This is a genomic window from Devosia ginsengisoli (assembly GCF_024707105.1).
Taxonomy (GTDB): domain Bacteria; phylum Pseudomonadota; class Alphaproteobacteria; order Rhizobiales; family Devosiaceae; genus Devosia; species Devosia ginsengisoli_A.
In genome coordinates this window covers 18,237-43,166 of record NZ_JANQAJ010000008.1, presented here as the reverse complement: position 1 = coordinate 43,166, position 24,930 = coordinate 18,237, and the positions used below count along the sequence as shown (strand labels likewise).

The following is a 24,930-nucleotide window of genomic DNA, read 5'->3' as shown; positions in this document are numbered from 1 at the left end:
CATGGTTCGGGTGCGCTCTTTTGGTTTGTTGCGTTAGGGACGTAGATCCATATGCTCCCGAAGCGCTCCGAGCGCACCTGGCCTTGAAGCCATAGGAGCGATATATGGCGTCCGCAGCCGAACAGCTGGCACGTAATCTCAATTTTTCGACCTTTTCCAAGGCGAAGGCTCTGCAGCAGCGCATCTGGTTCACACTGGGCGCGCTGCTCGTCTATCGTCTGGGGACGTTCATTCCGGTGCCGGGCATCGATCCCGATGCCTTCCGCGCGACGTTCGAACAGAGCCAGCAGGGCATTATCGGCATGTTCAACATGTTCGCCGGCGGTGCCGTCGAGCGCATGGCGATCTTTGCCCTCAACCTCATTCCCTACATCACCGCCTCGATCGTGATCCAGGTGATCTCCACCGCTTCGCCGCGACTGGAGGCCCTGAAGAAGGAAGGTGGCGAAGCTGGCCGTCGCAAGATGAACCAGTATACCCGCTACCTCACCGTGGTATTCTGCGCCGTGCAGGCCTATGGCATTGCCGTCGGCCTCGAGGCGAGCCAGGGCGTCGTGCTCAATCCGGGCTGGTTCTTCCGCATCTCGACCGTCATCACCCTGGTCGGCGGCACCATGTTCCTGATGTGGCTGGGTGAGCAGATCACCGCGCGCGGCGTCGGCAACGGCATTTCGCTGATCATCTTCGCCGGTATCGTGGCCAACCTGCCCACGACCATCGCGCAGACCCTGGAACTGAGCCGCACCGGCGCCATTCCGGGCCTTGCCGCCGCCGGCATGCTGGTGCTGGCTTTGGTGGTCATTGGCGTCATCGTGTTCTTCGAACGCGCTCAGCGGCGCCTCTTGATCCAGTATCCGAAGCGCCAGGTCGGCAACAAGATGTTCCAGGGCGACAGCTCACATCTGCCGCTCAAGCTCAACACGTCGGGTGTTATCCCGGTTATTTTCGGTTCGTCGTTGCTGCTACTGCCGGCCACCATTGCGTCCTTCGCGGCGCAGGGTAATGCCCCGCAATGGCTGCAGGTGGTGACGGCGATGCTGGGCCGCGGACAGCCGCTCTATCTTGCGCTCTTTGCCTTCTTCATCATCTTCTTCACCTTCTTCTACACCGCCATCGTGTTCAATCCGACCGAGACGGCCGACAACCTCAAGCGCTCCGGCGGCTTCATTCCGGGTATCCGCCCGGGCGAACGCACCGCTGCCCATATCGACTATGTGCTGACGCGTATCACGGTCATCGGGGCGATCTATCTGACCGTCGTGGCGCTGATCCCGGAAGTCCTGTTCAGCCAACTGGCCATCAGCCAGTTCATCGGCGGCACCTCGCTGCTGATCATGGTGACGGTGACCCTGGATACGATCAGCCAGGTGCAGAGCCATCTGATCGCCCAGCAATATGAGGGGCTGGTCAAGAAGTCCCGTCTTGGAGGAGGCAAGCGTCGATGAGGTTGATACTGCTCGGACCGCCGGGAGCGGGGAAGGGGACGCAGGCCAAGGTTCTTGTCGATACCTACGGCATCCCCCAGCTCTCGACCGGCGACATCCTCCGCTCGGCCATCGCTGCCAAGACCCCGCTGGGGCTCGAAGCCAAGGCCATCGTGGATCGCGGTGACCTCGTCTCCGACGCTATCGTCAATGGCATCGTCTCTGAACGTCTCGATGCCGAGGATTGCAAGCCGGGCTTCATCCTCGACGGCTTCCCGCGCACCATCGCGCAGGCCGAAGCGCTCGACCAGATGCTGATCGACAAGGGCGTCAAGCTCGATGCGGTCATCGAGATCAAGGCCGATGCCGATGAGCTGGTGCGCCGGGTGATCCAGCGCGCCAAGGAATCGGGCGGGGCCCGTGCCGACGACAATGAGGAAGTGCTGCGCAAGCGCCTCGGCGTCTACCAGGAGCAGACCGCTCCGCTGGTCGCCTATTATGCCGAAGAGGGTCTGCTGAAGACCGTCAACGGCATGGAGCCGGTCGAACAGGTGACGGCTGCCATCAGTGCGGCGATCGCTCACTGAATTACGGGGCTGGGTTTGGCAGTTGACTCTGCGGAATCGAGCCCTTAAAGAACCGCGTCAGTCTCATGGATTATTGGGCTGGATTCGGTTCTCCACATGGTTGGGGGTCGAAGTCCGGTCCCTTGTTGTTATAAGGGCGCCAGCCGTGATGGTTCGCGCTGAATGAAGGAGAGCAGACGTGGCTCGTATTGCTGGCGTCAATATCCCGACGAATAAGCGCGTTGTCATCGCGCTGCAGTATATCCACGGGATCGGCGACAAGTTCGCCGAGGATATCTGCACCAAGGTTGGCATTCCGGCTGAGCGCCGTGTGAACGAGCTCACTGACGCCGAAGTCATCCAGATCCGTGAAGCTATCGACCGTGACTATGTCGTGGAAGGTGACCTTCGCCGCAACGTGGCGATGAACATCAAGCGGCTGATGGACCTGGGCAACTATCGTGGCCTGCGTCATCGTCGTGGCCTGCCGGTGCGCGGCCAGCGCACCCACACCAATGCCCGTACCCGCAAGGGTCCGGCCAAGCCGATCGCCGGCAAGAAGAAGTAAGAACCCATACCGGGTTCTTCGATGTAGCTGCCGGGGCACTTGGCTAACGGCAGCGCTGATATCGTCTAGAGGAATTAAATGGCTAAAGCTGAAGTCGCGCGCGTCCGTCGCAAGGAGCGCAAGAATATCACGTCGGGTGTTGCCCACGTGAATGCCTCGTTCAACAACACCATGATCACCATCGCCGACATGCAGGGCAACACGATTTCGTGGTCCTCTTCGGGCGTGATGGGCTTCAAGGGCTCGCGCAAGTCGACCCCCTATGCTGCCCAGGTTGCCGCTGAAGATGCTGCCAAGAAGGCGCAGGAACACGGCATGAAGACCCTCGAAGTCGAGGTTCGTGGTCCCGGTTCGGGCCGTGAATCGGCGCTTCGTGCGCTGCAGGCCGCTGGTTTCAACGTCACCTCGATCCGTGACGTGACCTCGATCCCGCACAATGGCTGCCGCCCGCGCAAGCGGCGCCGCGTCTAAATAGACCGATTGAAGAGCTCCCGGCCGATTGAATGGGCCGGGAGTCTTATTGCGTTTGCGGCGGTGCGGCTCCGGGGCTGGGGCCGCGATTTTGAAAGGACATAACCGTGACGATCCAGAGGAACTGGCAAGAACTGATCAAGCCGACCAAGCTGGAGATTGTTTCGGGCAGCGACAACGCGCGCGTGGCCTCGGTAGTTGCCGAGCCGCTTGAGCGCGGTTACGGGCTTACCCTCGGGAATGCCCTGCGTCGCGTGCTGCTGTCGTCGCTCCAGGGCGCGGCAGTTACCGCAATCCAGATTGACGGCATCCTGCATGAATTCTCCTCGCTTCCGGGCGTGCGGGAAGACATTACCGACCTGGTTCTCAACGTGAAGGAAATCGCGTTGAAGATGGGTGGCGAAGGCCCCAAGCGCCTCGCTCTCTCCCGCCAGGGCCCGGGCGCCGTCACCGCCGGCGACATCAAGGTCACCGGCGATATCGAAGTGCTGAATCCCGAGCTGGTCATCTGCCATCTCGACGACGGCGCCGAGATCAACATCGAATTCACCGTCGACACCGGCAAGGGCTATGTCGCGGCTGACAAGAACCGTCCCGAAGACGCGCCGATCGGCTATATCCCGGTCGACTCGCTGTTCTCCCCGGTGCGTCGCGTCAGCTACAAGGTCGATGCCACCCGTGCGGGTGAAAGCCTCGACAAGGACAAGCTGACCCTGCAGGTCGAGACCAATGGTGCGGTGACGCCGGAAGATGCCGTGGCCTATGCCGCCCGTATCCTCCAGGACCAGCTGTCGGTCTTCGTGAATTTCGAAGAGCCCAGCAAGGAAAAGGCACAGGATGCCGTTCCCGAGCTGGCCTTCAATCCGGCCCTGCTCAAGAAGGTCGACGAGCTCGAACTTTCGGTCCGCTCGGCCAACTGCCTCAAGAACGACAACATCGTCTATATCGGCGACCTCATCCAGAAGACGGAAGCCGAGATGCTGCGGACCCCGAACTTCGGCCGCAAGTCGCTCAACGAAATCAAGGAAGTCCTGGCACAGATGGGGCTTCATCTCGGAATGGACGTTGCCAACTGGCCACCCGAGAATATCGATGACCTCGCCAAGCGCTACGAAGATCACTACTGATCGCGCTGCCAAGCACTTTAGGAGATAACCATGCGCCACGGTAATTCCGGCCGCAAGCTCAGCCGAACCGCCAGCCACCGCAAGGCTATGTTCGCCAACATGTCCGCCGCGCTGATCAAGCACGAGCAGATCGTCACCACCCTGCCCAAGGCGAAGGACCTGCGTCCGATCGTCGAGAAGCTGATCACGCTCGGCAAGCGCGGCGACCTGCATGCCCGCCGCCAGGCCATCGCCCAGATCCGCGACGAAGGCCAGGTTGCCAAGCTCTTTGCCGTGCTTGGCCCGCGCTACAAGGAACGCCAGGGCGGCTATATCCGCATCCTCAAGGCTGGCTTCCGCTATGGCGACAATGCCCCGATGGCCGTGATCGAATTCGTTGACCGCGACGTTAACGCCAAGGGCCTCGACAGCGGCCCGGTACAGGCGCGCGACGACGAAGAGTTCGAAGCCGCGTAGGCGCAGGCTTCATCGACATTCAAAGGGCGGTTGCGACATTCGTAGCCGCCCTTTTCGTTTGCGGGGCAGGTTGCTACCCCCCGCGCAGTAAATATGATTATTGTTATCATATTTATTGACTTGGCGGCTCAGGTTTGCGAGCAACGGAGCGCTCAATGAGGTGCTCCCATGACCAACCTGACCCGCCGGCAGTTCAACCTTTTCCGCCCTTGTCCTTGGTGCCGGCGCGCTTGGCGGGCCGGCCATGGCGCAGAGCACCTCCCGGACCATCACCACCTCGCTTGGGACCTACGATATCCCCACGGACCCACAGCGTGTCGTGGCGATCGATCACCGTCTCGATCTGGAGCCGGCGCTTGCCCTTGGGCTGCCGGTTATCGCCCACAGCCTCAGCGAGGATATCCAGCCCTGGGTGCCGGCGCCGGAGGGCATTGTCTATATCGGGGTGCCGCCCACGCGCGAGGCCGTGCTGGCCCAGAATCCCGACCTCATCATTTGTACGGACCTGCCAGGCACCGAATACTGGCCGATCGACAAGCTCAAGGATATCGCGCCCGTCCTGCCGGTGGACTACGAAATGGACTGGAAGGCCAATCTGGAGCGAATGGCCGGCTGGCTGGGCCGCGAGCCACGGGCTGCGGCGTTCCTTGCCGACTATGATCAAGCGCTGCAGGCGGTTCGCACCCGCCATACCGATGCCATCGGGAACCGCTTGGTGGCCGCGGTCTGGTACGAGCCGGAAGATGGTCAGTTGCAGTTCCTCATGGGAACTGGGACCAAGAATGTCACGCTGGCCGGGCAGGTGCTCGCCGATCTAGGCGGCAGGAGCATCGATGAGACGCCGCTGGGGGAATACGGGCTGGTCAGCATGGAGAATGCCGGCACGATCCTGGCCGATGTCGATGCCATCATGTTCGACCTCAGCGATGGCAATTCCCGGCGCGAGGCCATCGAGGCCCATGAGCTCTGGGGACGCATTCCCGCTGTTGCCGCCGGCAAGGTGCTGTGGACCGAGGGCATCTATTATGGCGGCGGTTATGCCGCCAAGCGTCTCATTGGCGAGTGGGACAAGCTCTACGCGCTGATCTGATCCGTTGGCTTTCGCTTGCCGGGCAGCTACCGTTCATTCGTGGGGTTTGCTTGGGGGATCGTGATGCAGACTGGTCAGGTTCTGGTTACCGGTGCCAATGGCTTTGTCGGCAAATGGACCGTGCTCGAGCTGCTACGGGCCGGTTTCAGCGTACGCGGCACGGTGCGGTCCGAAAACAAGGCGGAAGCGGTGCGGCAGGCCGTGGCGAGCCAGCTTGGCGAAGCGGCGCTGTCGCGGCTCGATTTCGTCCGGCTCGACCTGATGCGGGACAAGGGCTGGGCCCAGGCCATGGAAGGGATCGACGCCGTGGCCCATGTGGCGGCGCAAATTCTCGCCGAGGAACCCCGGGACATGCAGGTGGTCATCGGCCCGGCGCTCGAGGGGACCGAGCGCGTGCTGCGCTTTGCCGTGGCGGCCGACGTCAGGCGGGTGGTAATGACCTCGTCTATCGCCACCGTGGGCTATGGCCATGGCCATACCAGCGGCAGGCGCACCTATAGCGAGGCCGATTTCACCGATCTCGACGCCATGAAATTCACCTGGGCCTATTGCGTCGGCAAGACCCGCGCCGAGCAGGCGGCCTGGGCCTATGCGCGTTCCGAGGGCCTGCTGCTCACCACCATTCATCCCGGCGCCATTCTGGGTCCGGCGCTCGATGCCGATGCCAGCATTTCGCTGCAGATGGTGTCGGGTCTCTTGGAAGGTACCACCCCAGCCATGCCGTCGAACGGCTTTTCGGTGGTCGATGTGCGCGATGTCGCCGCCATGCATGTCGCGGCCTTGCAGCAGCCGGAAACCGCGGGGCAGCGCTACCTGGCCACCGCCAGCTACCTGCCATTCCCCGCAGTCGCCGATATCCTGCGTCGGGCCTATCCCGATTGGGCAATTACGAGCAAGCATGTGCCCGACTGGATCATCAAGCTATTGGCCCGCTTCGGCGGGCCGACGCGCCAGATCATCAACGATATCGGCAACGAGAAGCATTTCGACGGCAGCAAGGGCGCGCTTTTGCTGGGCCGGCCCTATATTTCGGCCGAAGACGCCGTGCTGAGCGCCGCTGAAAGCCTTATCCGGCTTGGCCTGTTGAAGCCGAAGGGCGCGTGAGCCCCCATTCGGCGTAGAGCGCGTCAAGCTCCCGCTTGTTGCTGGCGAAGGCATGCGGCAACCCGGAGTTGATCGCCAGTTGCTGGTACTTGCCGATCGAGTTGCGTGTCTTCCAGAGCCAGCCCAGCATCTTCCAGTTGAGGCTATCCTGTCCGCCTTCGAGCGCTCCGGCCCGCACTTTCTGGAACAGGGTTCTCGCAAAATAGCGCCGATAGCGTGTGAGGAGGCTGTCCGTTACCACGATGATACCGGTTGCCCGCGCGAGACGCTGCGGCATGACCCGGGAATAGGCCCCGTCGATGATCCAGTCCGGCGCCTCTATGGCGGCGTCATGCAAGGCGACGAACTCGGCCTCCGGGCGCTGCTCCCAATTGGTGTTGGGCCGGTGCTGCAACTGGTCGAGGTGAACAGCGGGAATGCCCAGCTTGTCGGACAGGGCTACCGCCAGCGTCGACTTGCCGGAATTGGTCAGGCCAAGAACCATGATGCGCCGGCCCAGTGCGGCCAGCGGCGGAATATCGGACACGGGCGGTCTCCGGCTATTCGGCCGCCAGAGCACGCTCCTGCGGCGGGATGTTGAAGTTTGCGTTGAACAACTCGGTGGGGTCGTATTGTGCCTTCAGCCCACGCAGACGCTGTAGCGTCCGGCCGGGGAAGGCGCGTTCGAGATGCTCACGTCCGGTGGCGGTTTCGAAGCTGATATAAAGGCCATCCAGCTCGTTCTGCAAGGCCGGCCACAGGCTCTCCAGCCGCTCGGTCGCCGATCCATGGGCGCCGACGCTCAGGGCGAAGTTCTGATGCCGATGGGCATAGGCCATGGTGTCGGGCGCTACGTCGTTGACCGCCCCGCCAACGGCACGCAACTGCATGAAATTGGTGGCGCGGCTGCGCAGGATATCGCCCATCCCTTGGGCGATGGCCGGCGTCACAGTGGTCAGCAAGCCGCTATGCGAAGTATAGCCGCCCTGGCCGTCATGGCCGGAATATTGGGAATCCACCAGAGTCGGGTAGGGGATGATAAAGGCCTGGCTACCCAGGATCGGTCCGACGCCGAGAAACGGCTGCAGCATGGGCTGCGCCACGGCGGGATCGGGATTGGCGATCACGATGCTGGCCTGGCCGATAGCCGGATTGCCGCTGCGCGCAGGCACCATGCTCATGAAGCTGGTGAGATCACGGGGGGCGTTGATGACCGCATCGGCCCAGCGCGGGATCACCGTATCGGCGTCGGTCAGGTCATAGGTGATCTGCGCGAAGACCACGTCGCCCACGTCATAGGCTTCCAGCTCCAGCGCCGTGACGACGCCGAAATTGCCGCCCGCGCCTCGGATGGCCCAGAACAGGTCGGCATGATTGTCCTTGTCGGTCCGCAGGTGACGGCCATCGGTCAGCGCGATCTCGGCCGCCACCACATGGTCGATGGTCAGCCCATGCTTGCGCGACAGCCAGCCGATGCCGCCGGCCGTGGCGAGGCCGCCCACGCCGACATTGCCGTAATCGCCCGAACTCATGCCCAGCCCGTGCGGCGCCAGTTGTTCGGCCACGTCGGCCCAGCGCGCCCCGGGGCCGAGGCGCACGCGCTTGCTGGCCGCGTCGAGCAGCTTGATCTCGTTCAGTGCCGAGACGTCGAGCACGATGCCGCCATCATTGGTCGAGCGCCCGGATATGCCATGGCCGCCGCTGCGCACGGCCAGCGGCACGTCCTGCTTGCGGGCATAGGCGATAGCCGAGGTGACGTCGTCGACGGATTTGGCATTGATCACCAGCCCCGGCGCGCCGCGATAGATGTAGCTCGAGCGCACCTTGGAATAGCCATGGTCGCCCGGCTCGACCACCGCGAGACCGTCGGGCACGCTCTCATAATCGATGCCGGGACTGCGCAAGGCCAAAGCTGCGGCGCTGCGCACGTCACCCGCAGGCGTGCCGGCTGCCTTGCGCGCCTTGGCCACCGCCTCGCGAACCGCAGGCGCGACCTCCTTGCCGAAGATATTGATGCCAGCAGGCGAGTCACCGGGCAGGATGAAGGTCGAAAAACCATGCTCCAGCGCCAGCTCGGTGATCTGGTCGATCATCGCGGCCTTGTCGTCCGGACCCAGCCGCGACCCCAGCAGGTTGATCATGCGGCGGATTTCGCGCGGCTCGCGGCCAGCCTCGGTCGCGGCGCCATCGATGATGGCGTTGGATTCGGCAATCGTCGGCGACTTGATGTAGCTCAGCGACGGCAGCCAGCCATCGGCCTTGCGACCGACCAGCGACAGCATGCGGGGCTTGAGGGCGCCCAGCCAGATATTGATGCGGTGCTCGGGCAGGGGGCCACGTCGCGCGCCGCGGGCATGATAGTGCTTGCCTTCGAAGCGCACGCCGCCGGGCTCGCCGGCGTCCCAGATGCCCCGGATGATGTCCATGCCCTCTTCGAGCGCCGTCACGGCCTCGCCGGGGGTCAGCTTGTCGCCACCCATCGCCTCGACGCCATCCCAGAAGGCGCCGGCGCCCAGGCCCAGCTCGGCGCGGCCATGCGACAGCAGATCCAGGCTCGCCACGGCCCGCGCCAGGACGGAGGGCGGTCGCAGCGGCAGGTTCAGCACATTGCCGGCAAGGGCGATCCTGCTGGTCCTGGCGGCCACGAATGACAGCAGCGTCCAGGTATCGAGAAAATCGGACTGGTAGGGATGGTCCTGGAAGGTCACCAGGTCGAGATCGGCCGCCTCGCTGATCTGCGCCAGTGCGACGACGGCATCGGCCTGCTGCGCCACCGGCGTGATGAAGCTCCCGAATTTCAGCTCATGGCCATAATCAGTCATCGCATGCCTCAAAGGTTACGTTTCGTAACCTAGCACTTAGGCGAGCCTGCGGGCCACGCAAGACGGCACATGCGTGTAACCGGGAAAGCAAAGGCCACCTGCCGGGGCAGGTGGCCTGATAGCATCCGGCATGCGGATTATTCCGGCTGCTGGTCCTTGCCGGTATAGACTTCCTCGACCCAGTACTGGTCGCGGCGGTCGAAGCCGTTGAACGGGGTCAGCGAGGCCTGGGTATAGGCGCCCATCAGCCCGAACTCGATCCAGTCGTCCTCATCGATATCTGATGGCAGGGTGAAGACCTGGGGCAGCACGTCATAGCTGTCGCAGGTGGGGCCCCAGATGGTGAATTCGGAGAATTGGGCGTCATTGTCATGTATGCGCGGGCCGCGCCACACGCGCACCGGCGGCGTGAAATGCATGAACTTGACTTCCATCAGGCTGCCATAGGCGCCGTCATTGACATAGACCGACTGGCCGCCGCGCTGATGCTTGACCCGCAGCAGCAGCGACGTCGATGACGTCACCAGGGCGCGGCCGGGCTCGATGATCAGCTCGGGCTTGCGCTTCTCGCCGAAATGGTCGTTCACGGCCGTTGAGATGGTTTCGAAATAATAGTCCATCGGCGGCGCTTCGCTGGTCGGGTAGGGGGCCGGATAGCCACCGCCGATATTGAGGCGCTTCAACTCGATGCCGCTCTCTTCCACGATGCGCGCGGCAGCCGCGATATGGCGCTCATAGGCATAGGCGTCTTCGCACTGGCTGCCGACATGGAAGCAGAGGCTGGGCGTATAGCCCATCTTCTCGACTGCCGTCACGATTTCGGCCGCGCCCTGTTCCATCACGCCGAACTTGATGCCGAAGTCATAGGACTTGAGCGCCTTGCCGGCCTTGAAGCGGGTGGTGACTTCCACGTCGCGGCTGGGCGACACCACGGCGGCGAGCTGATCGAGCTGCTGGGGATGGTCGATGGTGAAGCTGCGGACGCCGAATTCCTCATAGGCGCGTTCGATCTCGCGCTTGTTCTTGATCGGGTTGTTGTAATGCATCACCGCGCCGGGCGCATGGTCGCGCACCAGTTCCATCTCGGTATTGGAGGCCACGTCGAAAGCCTTGAGGCCTTCCTGGTGCAGTTGCGCGATGACATGCGGGGAGGGGTTGCACTTGACCGCATAGGTCAGTAGCCCGTCAAAACCCTTCTTGAACACCTTCACGGCCCTGTGGAACTCACGTTCGGAGAACAGGAAAGCCGGAAAATCCGGCGCTTCCGCTGCGATCAGCGCGGAGGTGTTCGGGTAAACGTGTTTCGGCTCGGTGGTCATTGACGACTGGCCTTTCGGGCTGGGGAATACCGGTGAATCGAGCGCTGCATATAGGACCATGCACCATCAGGCGCAAACGAATATTTGGTCGCAATTTGTCACCCGCATACAATGCCATTTTCATGACAGATTCCGGGCGTTTGCCTGACCCCAACGAAGCTGGGGCGAGGTTGGTTCGATGACAATGCGCACACTATGGTTCGCAGCCGGCGCGGTGATGGTTCTGGCCATCGGTGGCACGCTGGCATTTTCTCCCTGGAACGCCCCCAGCGTAGCCCAGGCCGAACTCGCCGCCCCGGCCGCGCCGCGCCAGGTCCCCGAAAGCGATGCGCAGATCAAGCTCAGCTTCGCCCCTGTCGTGCGCGAGGTGGCGCCCTCGGTGGTCAATGTCTATGCCACCCGCGTCGAGCAGCAGGCCGTCTCGCCCTTTGCCAGCGACCCGTTCTTTTCCCGCTTCTTCGGCGAAGGTCAGTTCCAGAGCCGCCCGCGGGAATCCCGTGCGCTCGGTTCGGGCGTCATCGTCGATGCCGGCGGGGTGATCCTCACGAACAGGCACGTCATCGAAGGGGCGACCGATGTCCGTATCGCCCTGGCCGATGGGCGCGAATTCGCCGTCGACGTGGTCATCGAGGATGCCCAGACCGACCTTGCCGTGCTGCGCGTCCGCCAGCCGGGCGATACCACTTTCCCCGCCATCACCTTCGCCGATTCCGATGCCCTGCTGGTTGGCGACCTGGTGCTGGCCATCGGCAATCCCTTCGGCGTCGGCCAGACCGTCACGTCAGGCATCGTCTCGGCCCTGGCCCGCACCGGGGTCGAAAGCTCCGACTACGAATTCTTCATCCAGACCGATGCGGCGATCAATCCGGGCAATTCCGGCGGCGCGCTGGTCGATCTCGACGGGCAACTGGTCGGCATCAATACCGCCATCTATTCGCAGAGTGGGGGTTCGGTGGGCATCGGCTTCGCCATCCCGGCCAATATGGCGCGGCTGGTGGCCGATGCCGGCGTAACCGGTGGCGAGATCGTGCGGCCCTGGTTCGGCGCCAAGATGCAGGCGGTGACGTCGGACATCGCCGCGAGCCTGGGCATGACTGCGCCGCATGGCGCGCTGATCGCCGAAGTGGCGCCCGATGGCCCCGCCGCCCGCGCGGGCTTTATGGCTGGTGACGTGATCCTCAGCGTCGATGGCGTGGCGGTGGACGACCCCAGCGCCTTCAATTTCCGCCTGGCCACCAAGCCCATCGGCCAGGCCACCCAGCTGGAACGCCTGCGCGGTGGCGCCAGCGAGACCGTTGCCTTCACAGTGGAGCCCGCGCCAGTAGCCAGCGACGACATGCTGGCGACCATCAGCGGCAATTCCCGCTTCGCCGGCACCAGCGTCCGCCAGCTCGATGCAGCCCTTGCCGAGGCCAAGGGCCTGCCCTACGACGCCAAGGGCGTCATCATCACCGCCATCAAGCCCGGCTCGCCCGCCGATCGGATGGGCCTGCGCGTCGATGACGTCATCCTGGCGCTCAACGACATCCCCATGGACACGGCCGGCGCCTTCAGCCAGACCGCCAACCAGCGCGTCCGCACCTGGCAGATCATCCTGCAGCGCGATGGGCGGGTGACGCGGAGTATTGTCAGCGGCTAGGGGTGCCACGCCCTCGTGGTTCGAGGGTCGCTGCGCTCCCGCCTCACCATGAGGGCTACTGTTAGCGCTGAGTTCAAAGTAGCCCTCATGGTGAGGTGCGCTTCTTCAGCGCCTCGAACCCACGAGGGCGTGGCACGCTCTCCCCCAATCCGCTAGAACTCCACCATGTCCGATCTCTTCGCCGCCGACTCGTCCGAAACCGATAGCGCCCGTCCGCTGGCCGACCAGTTGCGCCCGCGCTCGCTCGACGAGGTCATCGGCCAGACGCATCTGCTCGGCCCCGACGGTACGCTCCGCCGCATGATCGCCAGCGGCCGGCTCGGCTCGCTTATCCTGTGGGGCCCACCCGGCACCGGCAAGACCACGGTGGCGCGGCTGCTGGCCGACCAGATCGGCTATACGTTCGAGCAGATTTCGGCGGTGTTTTCCGGCGTGGCCGATCTCAAGAAAGTGTTCGAGAAAGCCCGCTTCGAGCGTCTCTCCGGCCATCGTACCCTGCTTTTCGTCGACGAAATCCACCGCTTCAATCGCGCCCAGCAGGATGGCTTCCTGCCGGTCATGGAAGACGGCACGGTCGTGCTGGTCGGCGCCACTACCGAAAACCCGTCCTTCGAGCTCAATGCGGCTCTGCTCTCCCGCAGCCAGGTCCTGCGCTTTGAATCGCTCGGCCTCGACGATCTCGAAAAGCTGGTGCAGCGCGCCGAGGAATTGACCGGCGCCGCCCTGCCGCTCGATGCCGAGGCCCGCCAGACCCTGCTCACCCTCGCCGATGGCGACGGCCGGGCACTGCTGGGGCTGGTCGAGGAAGTGCTGGCCTCTGCCAAGGAGGGCGAAGTTCTCGACGCGGCTGGTCTGCTCACCGTGGTGCAGCGCCGCGCGCCGATCTATGACAAGGCGCAGGACGGCCACTACAATCTGATTTCGGCCCTGCACAAGACCATCCGCGGCTCCGACCCCGATGCGGCGCTCTACTATTTCGCCCGCATGCTCGATGCCGGCGAGGATCCGCTGTTCCTCGCCCGCCGTCTCATCCGCATGGCCTCCGAAGATATCGGCCTGGCCGATCCGCAGGCGCTGCAGATGGCCGTGGCGGCGCGCGACGCCTACCAGATGCTCGGCTCTCCCGAGGGCGAACTGTCGCTGGCCCAGGTTGTGGTCTATCTGGCGCTCGCGCCCAAGTCGAACGCCGTCTACACCGCCTATAAGGGCGCCGTGAGCGTTGCCAAATCCACCGGCTCACCGATGCCACCCATGGTCATCCTCAACGCGCCCACCAAGCTCATGAAGGGCTCTGGCTATGGTGAGGGTTATGTCTACGACCACGACACGCCCGAAGCGTTCTCCGGCCAGGAATATTTCCCCGAAAAGATCGGCCGCCAGAAATTCTACGAACCGGTCGAACGCGGCTTCGAGCGGGATCTGAAAAAGCGCATCGACTATTTCGAACGGCTGCGCGCAGCGAAGCGAGGGGAGGAATGATCCACGATCCAGCCCGGCAAGTGGAGCCACCCCTCGCCCCTCGTGGGAGAGGGTGATTTTTGCGGCGTTCAGCCGGAAAATCGGGTGAGGGGTCCTGCGCTATCCCATGCTTCAATGCCAATGGATAACTCGGCGCCCCCTCATCCGCCCTTCGGGCACCTTCTCCCGCAAGGGGAGAAGGGAAGAGCACCACATAGCCACTCTTCGCCAGATGCGGTATAGCAGCCTCATGCAATCCTTCCTCCTCGTCGGCGCTGGTGGCGCCCTGGGCGCCATGTCCCGCTACGGTTTTTCCGTGCTTGTCGGTCGGTTCTGGCCGATGTCCTTTCCGCTGGCCACGCTGCTGATCAATATCATCGGCTCTCTCGCCATGGGCCTCTTTGTCGGCCTCATGGCCCGCCTCCTGCCCACCTGGCAGAACGAGGCCCGCCTCTTCGTCGCTGTCGGCATTCTCGGTGGCTTCACCACCTTCTCGTCCTTCTCGCTCGATGCCATCGTGCTGATCGAGCGCGGCGAGATGCTGCAGGCTATTGGGTATGTGCTGTTGTCGGTTGTGCTCTGCCTCATTGGGCTTTATCTCGGGCTTTTGGTGACCCGAGGCGTGGCATGAGTGGCGTTCAACAGCGACAGGTAGAAAACGATGAAGACGGGATGCGTCTGGATCGCTGGTTTGCCCATCACTTCCCCCAGCTCGGTTTCGGCCGGTTGCAGAAGCTGATCCGCAATGGCGAGGTCAAGGTCGACAAGGCCAAGGTGACCACGAGCACGCGCCTGGCCCCCGGCCAGACCGTGCGCATCCCGCCCATTGACGACCCCGATGTGGTCAAGCCCATCAAGCTCAACGAGGCCGATGCCCAGTTCCTGCGCGACCTGATCATCTACGAAGACGATGATATCTACGTCTTCAACAAGCCGCATGGCCTGGCCGTGCAGGGCGGCAGCGGCACCAAGCGCCACATGGATGGCCTGCTCAAGAGCCTGCCCAACAAGAAGGGCGAGGCGCCGCGCCTGGTCCACCGGCTCGACCGCGACACCTCCGGTTGCCTCGTCGTCGCCAAGACCAAGGCGGCCGCCAGCCATTTCGGCACGGTGTTCCGCTCACGCTCGGCCCGCAAGATCTATTGGGCCGTGGTCGCCGGCAACCCGCATCCGCAGCAGGGCGAGATTTCCTGTTTCCTCGCCCGCCAGAGCACTGCCGATGGCGAGCAGATGGTGGTGGTGAAGAACGGCACGCCCGGCGCGCAGCATTCGATGAGCTATTATTCGACCACTGACACGGCCAGCCGCCGCTTTGCCTGGGTCACGCTCAAGCCGGTCACCGGCCGCACCCACCAGTTGCGCGTCCACATGGCCCAGCTCGGCACCCCGATCATCGGTGATCCGCGCTATTTCAACATCGAGAACTGGCAGGGCGCGCCCGGCCTCAGCGAGGGCCTGCACCTGCATGCCCGCCGCATCGCCATTCCGCTGCGCAGCGGCAAGCGCCTCGATATTTCGGCGCCCCTGCCGCCGCATATGCGGGCGAGTTTCGAGACCCTCGGCTTCGACCCCGACCGCTACGATGTCAGCGGCGATCCAGAGGATGGCGCATGAAACTCGTCGTCTTCGACATGGATGGCACGCTGATCGACACGCAGGCGCTGATCGCGGAGCATATGGCCACCACCTTTGCCGGTCGTGGGCTCGATGCCCCGAGCCCGGCCCAGTCCCGTCGCGTCATCGGCCTGTCGCTGCCCCAGGCCATGGCCCGGCTGGCCCATAGTGACGACGAGGTCCTGGTCGGCCAGTTGGTCGAAGACTATCGGGCGCATTATCGCGCCTCGCTGGTCACCGAAGCCAATCGCGAGGGCCTCTTTCCCGGCGCGCTCGATGCGCTCAATGCCCTGCGCGCCCGGCCCGATATGCTGCTGGGCATCGCCACGGGCAAGGGATTGGCCGGCGTGCACCGCATCCTGGCGCTGCACGGGCTAGGCGATCACTTCGTCACCCTGCAGACACCCGACCACAATCCTTCCAAGCCTCATCCCGGCATGCTCGAAACCGCCATGCGCGAAACCGGCGCCACGCCGGCCGAAACTGTCATGATCGGCGACACCACATTCGATATCGAAATGGGCGTGGCGGCCGGCTGCAAGAGTGTGGGCGTCACCTGGGGCTATCACGAGCCGCGCGAACTCATCGCTGCCGGCGCCACCACCATGATCGATCGCTACGACCAACTTGCCGGTGCGATCGACCAACTTCTGGACCAGGACCATGCGCGACCAGCTTGACGATATCCAGAAGCACCTGAACGACGGCTATGGCCGCGCCCAGCATCTCAACAAGGTCGAGCTGCCCAAGCGCTTCTACAAGGATGTGGCCGCCGGCCCCGTGGATGGTGGCTTCGTCGTCACGCTCGATGGCCGCCCGGTCCGCACGCCGGGCAAGAAGCTGCCGGTCGTCGTGCCCGCTGCCTCCATCGCCACCGCCATGGCCGAAGAGTGGGCCGGGCAGGGCGAGTTCATCGATCCGGCCACCATGCCCATGGTGCGCCTCGTCAATTCGGCGATCGAAAGCGGCGAGGAGATGATCCCCGCCTTCCGCGAGGAAGTCATCAAGTTCGCCGGCAGCGACCTGCTGCTTTACCGCGCCGAAAGCCCGCAGGAGCTGGTCTCCGAGCAGGAACTGGCCTGGGACAATGCGCTGACCACGCTGGCCCGCCATTTCGGCATCAGCTTCCAGCCGACCATGGGCATCATCCACCAGTCCCAGCCCAAGGCGACGCTCGACCGGCTGGCGGAATCGCTGACCAACGAAAATCTGCTGACGATGACGGCGCTTGTGTCCATCACCGGGCTGACCGGTTCAGGACTTCTGGCCATCGGCCTTTGGAACAAGCTCTTTTCACCCGATCAGGTGTGGAAGGCCGCCCATGTCGACGAGGATTACCAGATTTCCCAATGGGGCCAGGACGAGGAAGCCGCCGACCGGCGGGCGAGACGCCGGATCGAGTTCGATACCGCCGTGGCGGTGCTCGACGCTTTTCGCGCCTGAAGGCGGCAGTCGCCCCAGCAGCCCCAGTAGCCCTCATGGTGAGCCTGTCGAACCACGAGGGCGTGGCACGGTAGCTCCACTCGCCCGCCCTCGTGGTTCGACAAGCTCACCATGAGGTCTCAGAGGGGGCGCTCCAGCAGCCACTCCACCACATCCCCATCGATCTCCCGCAGCGGATCGAGCACGAAATCGCGCTCATGCGCGTAAGGGTGCGGCAGGGTCAGGCGCGGCGTCTGCATCACCACACGGTCATAGGCGATCATGTCGATATCGATCACCCGCGGCCCCCAGACCTCCTCGCGCACGCGCCCCATATCCAGCTCGATGCCGAGAATGACATCCAGCAATTCAATGGGATCCAGGCTGGTCTCCAGCTCCACCGCCTGATTGGCGAAGTCCGGCTGGTCGGTCTTGCCCCAGGGCTTGGTGGTCAGCACCGAAGACTGCCTGGTGACGCTGATGGCCGGGTGGGCCTCTATGCGCCGGATTGCCTCGGCGAGCTGCGCTGGCGGATCGCCCAGATTGGCCCCGAGGCTCAGCCAGGCCTTTGATGTCATGGGCTGTTCCGCTGCCGATGCAGCTCCACTGCCGCCTCGCCGCGCACCATCGCAATTGGCGCTTCCGGCTTGCGGATGCGGATGATCGCCCAGTCGACGGTCGGGAAGGCCTCGAACAGCGCGTCGATAATATTCTGGCCCAGTGCTTCCAGCAATTTGGTGCGCTTGCCCTCGAACGCGGCCTTCACCACGTCGTAGACATCGCCATAGGACGTGCCGGTGCTGAGCCGGTCCGTCATGGCCGGCACGGACAGGTCGAGCCCGATTTCGAGGTCGATGAAGAATCGCTGGCCGAGCCGTTCTTCCTCGGCAAAGACGCCGTGGTAGCCGTAAAAGCCCAGGTCTTTCAGGATGATGCGGTCGCCCGTGAAGCTGTCGGCCATTTGCTACCCCAAGGTTTCGGGCGGACCATACAGCGTTGCCTGCGCCACGCGAAGAGCGTCGCTGACAGCGCGCACATCATGAACGCGGAAAATATGGCCGCCATTGCGATAGCCCAGCACATTGGTGGCGATGGTGCCGGCCAGCCGCTCCTCGGGTTGGTTGCCGAGCAGCTTGCCGATCATCGATTTGCGCGACGTCCCGACCAGCAGCGGCAAGTCGAGCGCTGCCAGCTCGTCCAGCTTGTCGAGCAATTCATAGTTGTCTGCCAATGACTTGGCGAAGCCAAAGCCGGGATCGAGAATGATGCGGTCGCGACTTATCCCCGCCTGCTCCGCAATCGCTATACTGCGTGCCAGATAGTTCGCGACCGCGCCCATAAACGGGGCGCCGGGATCGCGGTCCTTGTCCCAATGCATCGCGATAACAGGCACGTCATGCAAGGCCGCGACCTCGGCCATCTCAGGCGCGCCCTGCAAACCATGCACGTCATTGATAATGGAAGCGCCAGCCTGAATGGCCTGGTCGGCCACCAGCGGCTTGTAGGTGTCGATGGAAATCGGCGCAGTAATGCCCTCGGCAACCAGCGCGTCGATGACGGGCATGACGCGATCCAGTTCCCCCTGCACACCGACCGGCGCTGCGCCGGGGCGTGTGCTCTCCCCGCCGATATCGATGATGTCAGCGCCTTCAGCCAGCATCTGATGGGCATGGGCCACGGCGCTCGCCAGCCGGTCATGCTGGCCGCCATCGGAAAAGCTGTCCGGTGTGACATTGAGAATGCCCATGATGACCGGCTTAGGGCCAAGCAGGAGCGGCGGGCGGTTGGGCAGGGGAATGGAATGACTTGTGTGCATTGTTAGAACGGCCAGACCAGCATGAGCATGGGAACGGCGACGAGGACGACCAGGATCGAAAGCGGTAATCCCAATCGCCAATAATCACCGAATTTATAGCCGCCCGGCCCCATGACCAGCGTATTGCATTGATGCCCGATGGGCGTGAGGAAGTCGCAGCCCGCGCCGATGGCGACTGCCAGCAGGAAGGCCTCGGGCGCATAGCCCAGGTCAGTCGCGAAAGTGGCGGCGATGGGGGCCATGACCAGCACGGTGGCGGCATTGTTGAGAAATGGCGTCACCGCCATGGCGGCGACCATGATAAGCGCCAGCGCGCCCCAGCCGGGCAGGGTGGTGGCGGTCATCGACAGGAAATTGGCGATGAGGTCAGTGCCGCCGGTGGTGCGCAGCGAATCCGACACCGGAATGAGGCAGGCGAGCATCACCAGGATGGGTGCATCGAGATGTCCATAGACGTCTCGGATCGGTATGCTGCGGGTCAGCACCATGGCGACGGCCGCGGCGAAGAAGGCCGGCGCCACCGGCACGAGGCCGATGGCCGTGGCCGCCATGGCGATCAGCAGGATGATGAGCGGCAGGATGGAATTACGTACACTGCCCAGCCGCAATCCGCGTTCGACCAGCGGCAGGCAGTCCCATTCGCGCAGCAGTTCGGGCAGGCGCTTGATATGGCCCTGCAGCAGGATCACATCGCCATTCTGGAAGCGTATCTGCCCCAGCCGCTCGGTAAAGCGCTGCTCGCGCCGGCTGATGGCCAGCAGGTTGAGCCCGGTGCGGTCGAACAGGGTCAATTCCTGTGCCGTGGCGCCGATGAGTCCCGAGGCTTCCCCGATCACGGCTTCGATGATGCCGAAATCGGCGGCGTCCCGCGTGGCGGCGCCGCGGCGCTCGGAGAAGACCAGCCCGGCCTGCGACACCATCCGGTCGAGCGCTTCGGGTTCGCCCGAGATCATCAGGATATCGCCGGCCCGCAGCTTGGCGTCGGGCAGGGGGGGTGCGCGAGTGCCCGTTGGCGCCGAGGATGCGCGTGATCATGGCGCGCCCATCGGCCAAAGCCTGCACTTCGGAGACGGTGTTGCCGATGGCGGGGGAATCGTCGGTGGCGCGGGCTTCGGTCGTGTAGTTCTTGATGTCGATGGCGCTGTCGAGCCCGCCGGTTTCGCGCTTGCGCTCGGGCAACAGCCGGTAGCAGACGGCCAGATAGACGATGCCCACCACGGCCAGCGCCAGCCCCACCGGGGTATAGTCGAACATGTTGAAGGCCACGCCCGTCATGTCCTGGCGGACGCGGGAGACGATGATATTGGGCGAGGTGCCGATCTGGGTCATCAGGCCGCCCAGCAGCGCGCCAAACGACATTGGCATGAGGAACATCGAGGGCGAAACGCCCGAGCGCCGCGCCATCTGGAAGGCGATGGGCATCATGATCGCCAGGGCGCCGATATTCTTGACGAAGGCGCTGAGCACGGTCACGACAGTCACCAGCAATATCAGCTGCGCACTTGGCGTGCTGATATTGGGGGCGAAGCGCCGCACCACGATTTCCATGATGCCGGAGCGCGACACCGCGGCGCTCACCACCAGCGCGCTGCCCACGATGATCACGATGTCGTCGGAAAAGCCCTCGAAGGCGGCGGTGGGTGATACGACCCCCAGCGCCATGGCGATGAGCAGGGCGCCCACGGCCACCACATCGTAGCGCCAGCGTCCCCAGACGAAGGCGACCACCATGCCGGCGATGATGAGGAAGGCGAGAGCTTGCGGAAGGGTCATTGCAGCTCCATCGTCGCCTGCGTCCGCCCTAACTCAAACCAAGCGGCGCGATCAGACAAGAGGCAAAATCGTCGCTTGATGGTCTATAAGTGTGGAACCACCATTCCGAGGCAGGGGGACTGCGATGAAACACCTGATCACCACGCTTGGGCCGCTGCGCAAGGACCAGCTCGGCGCTATCCTGCCGCACGAGCATGTTTTCGTGGACCTGCGAACGCCCGACCAGCCGGGCTATGCCGAGGCCGATGCGGCCGAGGTGGTGGCGCTGATGGCGCCGCAGATCGAGGCGATCAAGGCGCAGGGAATCACCGCGCTGGTCGAATGTTCTACCGGCGGCGTGGGCCGGCGGGCGGATATGGACCTCGCGGTGTCGCAGGCCACGGATTTTCCCATCGTCGTGCCCACCGGGAATTATCGCGAGCCGTGGATTCCCGCGTGGGTCGGCAAGGCCAGCGAGGCCGAGCTGGAAGCCTGGATGCTGAAGGAGCTGACCGAGGGGATCGATGATACTGGCGTCAGGGCAGGCTGGATCAAGCTCAGCGCCGGCGATGACGGCATCACCCCGCTCGAAGCGCGCATCCTGCGGGCGGCCGCCCGTGCCGCCAGGGCAACCAACGCAGTCATCGGTTCGCACACCATCAGGGGGCGGGTGGTGATGGACCAGCTCGATATCATTGAGGCAGAGGGCTACACGGCGGCCCGCTTCATTTCCATTCACACCCAGGCCGAGCCGGACTTCGTGCTGCACCAGGCGGTGGCGGCGCGCGGCGCGTGGATCGAATACGACAATATCGGGTATGTGCCGGACGAGGAGACGGTTGCCCGCATCCTGAGGGCGCTCGAGGCTGGCCTTGCCAACCGGCTTCTGCTTAGCCATGACATGGGCTGGTTCGATCCCGCAAAGCCCGGCGGCGGCGTTCCGCGGCCCTATACGCACTTGGTCGACAGCGTGCTGCCCAAGCTGCGGGCGGCAGGGGTGGATGAGGCCACGATCGTCCAACTGATCGAGATCAACCCCTTCGAGGCATTTGCGCGTTAGCGCCAGCCGCCCTTGGCTTCGAGCATGGATTTCAGCACCAGGGTCAGCACTGCCATGAGCGCCAGCGTCGAGGAGGCGGCAAAGGCGCCGGTGACGTTGAAGTCGTTGAACAACTGACTGATCTGTAGCGGCAGGGTATTGGTCTGGCCCCGAATGGAGCCGGACACCACCGAAACCGCGCCGAATTCGCCCATGACGCGGGCATTGGTCAGGATGGCGCCATAGAGAATGGCCCAGCGGATATTGGGCAGGGTGACGAACCAGAACATCTGCCAGCCATTGGCGCCGAGCGAAAGTGCGGCTTCCTCGTCCTCGGAGCCCTGCTGCTGCATCAGCGGGATCAGTTCGCGTGCCACGAAGGGGGCCGTGACGAAAAGGCTCACCAGGATGATGGCGGTAACGGTGAACATCAACTGGATGCCGGCGCCCTGCAGCGTCGGGCCCAGCAGTCCCTGGCCGCCATAGAGGAACAGGTACACCGTACCGGCCACGATGGGGCTGACGGCAGCGGGCAGCTCGATCACGGTGATCAGCAATTGTCTTCCGCGGAAATTGAAGCGGCTCACCAGCCAGGCGACGCAGACGCCGATGACGATATTGATCGGCACCACCACCACGGCGGTCAGCACCGTAAGGCCAATGGAATGCAGCGTATTCGGCTCGGCGATATTGGCGAGATAGACGCCCAGCCCCTCACGCAGCGCGAAGCTGAAGATCAGGGCCAACGGCACCACCAGCAGCACGGCCGAGAAGACGAAAGCGAGGGCGATCAGCGCGATTTCGCCGGTGGAGCGTTGGGCTGGACGAATGACCTCCATCATCGGCTCCGCTCCGCATAGCGCACTTGCCAGGCCTGCAGCGCATTGGTCAGCAGCAGGGTCAGGAAGGCGGCGAGCAGCAGCACGAAGGCCAGCGCCGCCGCGCCCTCATAATTATACTCATCGAGCCGGATGAAGATCAGCAGCGAGACGATTTCGGTGAGGCCTGGCAGGTTGCCGGCGATGAAGACCACAGCGCCGAATTCACCCAGCGAGCGGGCGAAGGACAATACGCATCCGGCCATGAAGGCGGGCAGGATGGTGGGCCAGATGACACGGGCGAAAATTTGCCAGCGGGTGGCGCCGAGCGTGCGGGCCACCTCCTCGAGGTCGGTCTGCAACTCCTCCAGCACGGGTTGCACGGTGCGCACCACGAAGGGGATCGAGGTGAAGGTCATGGCCACGATGATGCCGGCCTGGGTGTAGTTGACCTTGAACCCGTTGGGTTCGAGAAACTGCCCATACCAGCCGGTATTGGCGAACAGCGTCACCAGCACGAGGCCGGCAACGGCGGTGGGCAGGGCGAAGGGCAGGTCGACCAGCGCATCGAGCATGCGCTTGCCGGGAAAGCTGTAGCGCGTCAGCACCCAGGCCAGCAGCAGGCCGAAGGCGCCGTTGAACACGGTGGCTGCTAGCGCCGAGGTGAAGGTGATGCGATAGGCGGCCAGCGAGCGGTTGGAGGCCACGATGCGCCAGAAATCTTCCCAGCCCATGCCGCCGACCTTGAGCAGCATGGCCAGCAGCGGCAGCACGATGATGATGGTCAGGTAGAGCATGGACACGCCAAGCGTCAGCCCGAAGCCGGGCAATAGATGCTTGCTGCGTTTCTGCGCCATAAGAGTCCTGCCAATGGGAAAGCGGCGCGACCGAAGTCGCGCCGCAAAAGAATGTCAGTGCTGCTTACTGATTGAGGAACACGTTGTCGAGCAGGCCGCCATCAGCGAAGTGCTCGGCCGAAATCGCATCCCAGCCACCAAAGGCTTCCTCGGCTGTCACCAGCCGGATTTCCGGGAACGTGCCGGCATGGGCGGCGGCAACGGCCTCGTCATTGGGGCGGTGGAAGTTGCTGGCCGCCACTTCCTGGCCTTCCGGGGTGAAGAGGAAATCGAGATAGGCCTTGGCAAGGTCACGGCTGCCCCGGTTATCGACGACCTTGTCGACGATGGCGACCGGGAATTCGGACAGGAAGCTCACCGAAGGGGTGACCGGCAGGTACTTGTCGGTGCCGAGCTGGTTGGCCACGGCCAGGGTTTCGGCCTCAAAGGTGATCAGCACGTCGCCCAACTGGCGCTCGGTAAAGGCGGTGGTGGCGGCGCGGCCGCCGGTCTCGAATACCGGCACGTTGTTGAAGAGCTTGGTGAGGAATTCCTCGATCTGCGCTTCGTCGCCGGCATATTCCTCGACGGCCCACGCGCGGGCGGCCAGATAGGTATAGCGGCCATTGCCCGAGGTCTTCGGGTTCGGGAAGATCACCTGCACGCCGTCTTCGGCCAGGTCGCCCCAGTCATTGATGTCCTTGGGGTTGCCTGATCGTACCAGGAAGGACGGGAAGGAATAGAAGGGCGAGGCATTGTTGGGGAATTCGCTGGCCCAGTCGTCCGAGACGAAGCCGCCTTCCACCAGCCGGGCGATATCGGTCACCTGGTTGAAGGTGACGACGTCGGCCGGTAGGCCTTCGAGAATCGCGCGGGCCTGCGCTGAGGAGCCAGCATGGGACTGGTTGATCGTGACCGTCGCGCCCGAGGCGGCATAGGCCGCGTTCTCGGCCTCGAACACTTCGCGGCCGATGTCATAGGAGGCGTTGAGGATGTCGGTCGGCTGGGCAAGGGCAGGGGTGCTGCCAAGGGCGATAGCGGCAAGGGCGGTGGCGAGGAGTTTGTTCATCTGGCGCTGTTTTCCAACGATTGAGAGAAGTCGTTGGTGGCCAGATGCAATGGCGCTCGCCGGGCAGTCCAGCGGTAAAGCACTGGTTCGGATGAGTAATTTACGATCGGGCAGGGTGGCCGCAATGGCATTGCCGAAAGTGACCCGGCGGCGCGATTTCGTTTCTGGAGACGGGCGGCCGCCCCTGTGGCAGCCGCCCGACAATTCAGCGTGCTACGGAGCGTCCGATCAAAATGATGATGCAGGCGCCGATAAATCCGGCGATGAGGTAGCCGATCCAGCCGCCAAACGAGATGCCCAGCAGACCGAAGACCAAACTCGCCAGAATGGCGCCGACAATACCCAGAATGACATTCTTGAGCACGCCGCCGCCGGCATTCATGAACATGCTGGCCAACCACCCGGCTATGCCGCCGATGATGATGGCTGCCAGCCAACCTACGCCGTCAAAAGCCATTTAGTTCTCTCCTGAAATGGACTCGCAACATGACGAGCCTGTCACAGGTCCGTGAGATTGCAAAATGCTCCGCCGCGCATGCAA

At 63.8% G+C, this 24,930-nt stretch carries 26 protein-coding genes and 1 pseudogene; 15 read left to right on the top strand and 12 right to left on the bottom strand.

The window, feature by feature from the left end; all coding sequences use genetic code 11:
* Positions 1 to 104: 104 nt before the first annotated feature.
* From secY to NVV79_RS09635, 8 genes are all read left to right on the top strand, one after another.
* Positions 105 to 1,445, top strand: a complete 1,341-nt coding sequence (gene secY / locus NVV79_RS09670; protein ID WP_303988493.1) for a preprotein translocase subunit SecY — start codon at positions 105 to 107, stop codon at positions 1,443 to 1,445.
* Complete coding sequence (locus tag NVV79_RS09665; protein ID WP_303988491.1) at positions 1,442 to 2,011, top strand: adenylate kinase; 570 nt, start codon at positions 1,442 to 1,444, stop codon at positions 2,009 to 2,011. Before secY ends, NVV79_RS09665 begins: the two co-directional genes overlap by 4 nt.
* Positions 2,012 to 2,189: 178 nt before the next feature.
* Positions 2,190 to 2,558, top strand: a complete 369-nt coding sequence (gene rpsM / locus NVV79_RS09660; protein ID WP_056232669.1) for a 30S ribosomal protein S13 — start codon at positions 2,190 to 2,192, stop codon at positions 2,556 to 2,558.
* A 78-nt stretch (positions 2,559 to 2,636) separates the two neighbouring features.
* Positions 2,637 to 3,029, top strand: coding sequence for a 30S ribosomal protein S11 (rpsK, locus tag NVV79_RS09655; RefSeq protein WP_086469598.1), 393 nt, complete (start codon positions 2,637 to 2,639; stop codon positions 3,027 to 3,029).
* Positions 3,030 to 3,130: 101 nt separating this feature from the next.
* Positions 3,131 to 4,156 (top strand): DNA-directed RNA polymerase subunit alpha, encoded by a 1,026-nt coding sequence (locus NVV79_RS09650; RefSeq protein ID WP_303988588.1) that lies wholly within the window; start codon positions 3,131 to 3,133, stop codon positions 4,154 to 4,156.
* 30 nt (positions 4,157 to 4,186) lie between these two features.
* Positions 4,187 to 4,612, top strand: coding sequence for a 50S ribosomal protein L17 (rplQ, locus tag NVV79_RS09645; protein ID WP_146289241.1), 426 nt, complete (start codon positions 4,187 to 4,189; stop codon positions 4,610 to 4,612).
* Positions 4,613 to 4,856: 244 nt separating this feature from the next.
* The gene (locus NVV79_RS09640) at positions 4,857 to 5,702 is read left to right on the top strand and encodes an ABC transporter substrate-binding protein (protein WP_303988483.1); all 846 of its coding nucleotides are present in this window, start codon (positions 4,857 to 4,859) and stop codon (positions 5,700 to 5,702) included.
* A 63-nt stretch (positions 5,703 to 5,765) separates the two neighbouring features.
* A complete protein-coding gene (locus tag NVV79_RS09635; protein WP_303988481.1) occupies positions 5,766 to 6,806 on the top strand; it encodes an NAD-dependent epimerase/dehydratase family protein in 1,041 nt (346 codons plus the stop codon).
* Here the strand turns inward: NVV79_RS09635 and NVV79_RS09630 are convergent.
* From NVV79_RS09630 to NVV79_RS09620, 3 genes are all read right to left on the bottom strand, one after another.
* Positions 6,769 to 7,332 (bottom strand): AAA family ATPase, encoded by a 564-nt coding sequence (locus tag NVV79_RS09630; protein ID WP_303988479.1) that lies wholly within the window; start codon positions 7,330 to 7,332, stop codon positions 6,769 to 6,771. The two genes, NVV79_RS09635 and NVV79_RS09630, sit on opposite strands and share 38 nt — an antisense overlap.
* A gap of 13 nt (positions 7,333 to 7,345) precedes the next feature.
* The gene (locus NVV79_RS09625; RefSeq protein WP_303988477.1) at positions 7,346 to 9,607 is read right to left on the bottom strand and encodes an LLM class flavin-dependent oxidoreductase; all 2,262 of its coding nucleotides are present in this window, start codon (positions 9,605 to 9,607) and stop codon (positions 7,346 to 7,348) included.
* A gap of 137 nt (positions 9,608 to 9,744) precedes the next feature.
* Positions 9,745 to 10,926: a hypothetical protein gene (locus NVV79_RS09620; protein WP_303988476.1), complete on the bottom strand. Its 1,182-nt coding sequence runs from the start codon at positions 10,924 to 10,926 to the stop codon at positions 9,745 to 9,747.
* Between the two features lie 178 nt (positions 10,927 to 11,104).
* Between NVV79_RS09620 and NVV79_RS09615 the strand changes: the two genes are divergently transcribed.
* The 6 genes from NVV79_RS09615 (at position 11,105) to NVV79_RS09590 (ending at position 17,080) form a co-directional block, all read left to right on the top strand.
* Complete coding sequence (locus NVV79_RS09615) at positions 11,105 to 12,565, top strand: Do family serine endopeptidase (RefSeq protein ID WP_303988474.1); 1,461 nt, start codon at positions 11,105 to 11,107, stop codon at positions 12,563 to 12,565.
* 165 nt (positions 12,566 to 12,730) lie between these two features.
* The gene (locus NVV79_RS09610) at positions 12,731 to 14,044 is read left to right on the top strand and encodes a replication-associated recombination protein A (RefSeq protein WP_303988473.1); all 1,314 of its coding nucleotides are present in this window, start codon (positions 12,731 to 12,733) and stop codon (positions 14,042 to 14,044) included.
* A gap of 229 nt (positions 14,045 to 14,273) precedes the next feature.
* Positions 14,274 to 14,654, top strand: a complete 381-nt coding sequence (gene crcB, locus NVV79_RS09605; protein WP_303988471.1) for a fluoride efflux transporter CrcB — start codon at positions 14,274 to 14,276, stop codon at positions 14,652 to 14,654.
* A complete protein-coding gene (locus NVV79_RS09600) occupies positions 14,651 to 15,637 on the top strand; it encodes an RluA family pseudouridine synthase (protein WP_303988469.1) in 987 nt (328 codons plus the stop codon). Before crcB ends, NVV79_RS09600 begins: the two co-directional genes overlap by 4 nt.
* A complete protein-coding gene (locus NVV79_RS09595; protein ID WP_303988467.1) occupies positions 15,634 to 16,317 on the top strand; it encodes an HAD-IA family hydrolase in 684 nt (227 codons plus the stop codon). Before NVV79_RS09600 ends, NVV79_RS09595 begins: the two co-directional genes overlap by 4 nt.
* The gene (locus tag NVV79_RS09590) at positions 16,301 to 17,080 is read left to right on the top strand and encodes an ATP12 family chaperone protein (RefSeq protein ID WP_303988465.1); all 780 of its coding nucleotides are present in this window, start codon (positions 16,301 to 16,303) and stop codon (positions 17,078 to 17,080) included. The genes NVV79_RS09595 and NVV79_RS09590 overlap by 17 nt, the downstream gene beginning before the upstream one ends.
* A 119-nt stretch (positions 17,081 to 17,199) precedes the next feature.
* Here the strand turns inward: NVV79_RS09590 and folK are convergent, their stop codons facing one another.
* The 5 genes and pseudogenes from folK to NVV79_RS22615 all read right to left on the bottom strand — a co-directional run.
* Entirely contained in the window at positions 17,200 to 17,637 is a 438-nt protein-coding gene (folK, locus tag NVV79_RS09585; protein WP_303988463.1) for a 2-amino-4-hydroxy-6-hydroxymethyldihydropteridine diphosphokinase, read from the bottom strand.
* Entirely contained in the window at positions 17,634 to 18,020 is a 387-nt protein-coding gene (gene folB / locus NVV79_RS09580) for a dihydroneopterin aldolase (protein WP_303988461.1), read from the bottom strand. Before folB ends, folK begins: the two co-directional genes overlap by 4 nt.
* Before the next feature lie 3 nt (positions 18,021 to 18,023).
* The gene (folP, locus tag NVV79_RS09575; protein ID WP_303988459.1) at positions 18,024 to 18,875 is read right to left on the bottom strand and encodes a dihydropteroate synthase; all 852 of its coding nucleotides are present in this window, start codon (positions 18,873 to 18,875) and stop codon (positions 18,024 to 18,026) included.
* Positions 18,876 to 18,877: 2 nt separating this feature from the next.
* Positions 18,878 to 19,828 carry an SLC13 family permease gene (locus NVV79_RS22620; RefSeq protein WP_369684716.1) on the bottom strand — a complete coding sequence of 317 codons (951 nt, stop codon included), beginning with the start codon at positions 19,826 to 19,828 and terminating at the stop codon, positions 18,878 to 18,880.
* 148 nt (positions 19,829 to 19,976) lie between these two features.
* Positions 19,977 to 20,606 (bottom strand): annotated as a pseudogene (locus NVV79_RS22615) (SLC13 family permease); the annotation flags it as partial.
* A 166-nt stretch (positions 20,607 to 20,772) separates the two neighbouring features.
* Here NVV79_RS22615 and NVV79_RS09565 point away from each other — a divergent pair.
* Complete coding sequence (locus NVV79_RS09565; RefSeq protein ID WP_303988457.1) at positions 20,773 to 21,687, top strand: phosphotriesterase; 915 nt, start codon at positions 20,773 to 20,775, stop codon at positions 21,685 to 21,687.
* Here the strand turns inward: NVV79_RS09565 and cysW are convergent.
* The 4 genes from cysW to NVV79_RS09545 all read right to left on the bottom strand — a co-directional run bounded on the left by cysW (position 21,684) and on the right by NVV79_RS09545 (position 24,846).
* Positions 21,684 to 22,508, bottom strand: coding sequence for a sulfate ABC transporter permease subunit CysW (gene cysW / locus NVV79_RS09560; protein WP_303988455.1), 825 nt, complete (start codon positions 22,506 to 22,508; stop codon positions 21,684 to 21,686). The two genes, NVV79_RS09565 and cysW, sit on opposite strands and share 4 nt — an antisense overlap.
* Positions 22,505 to 23,341 carry a sulfate ABC transporter permease subunit CysT gene (cysT, locus tag NVV79_RS09555; protein ID WP_303988453.1) on the bottom strand — a complete coding sequence of 279 codons (837 nt, stop codon included), beginning with the start codon at positions 23,339 to 23,341 and terminating at the stop codon, positions 22,505 to 22,507. The genes cysW and cysT overlap by 4 nt, the downstream gene beginning before the upstream one ends.
* A 64-nt stretch (positions 23,342 to 23,405) precedes the next feature.
* Positions 23,406 to 24,389, bottom strand: a complete 984-nt coding sequence (locus NVV79_RS09550; protein WP_303988451.1) for a sulfate ABC transporter substrate-binding protein — start codon at positions 24,387 to 24,389, stop codon at positions 23,406 to 23,408.
* A gap of 205 nt (positions 24,390 to 24,594) precedes the next feature.
* Positions 24,595 to 24,846 carry a GlsB/YeaQ/YmgE family stress response membrane protein gene (locus tag NVV79_RS09545; protein ID WP_303988449.1) on the bottom strand — a complete coding sequence of 84 codons (252 nt, stop codon included), beginning with the start codon at positions 24,844 to 24,846 and terminating at the stop codon, positions 24,595 to 24,597.
* Between the last annotated feature and the right edge of the window lie 84 nt (positions 24,847 to 24,930).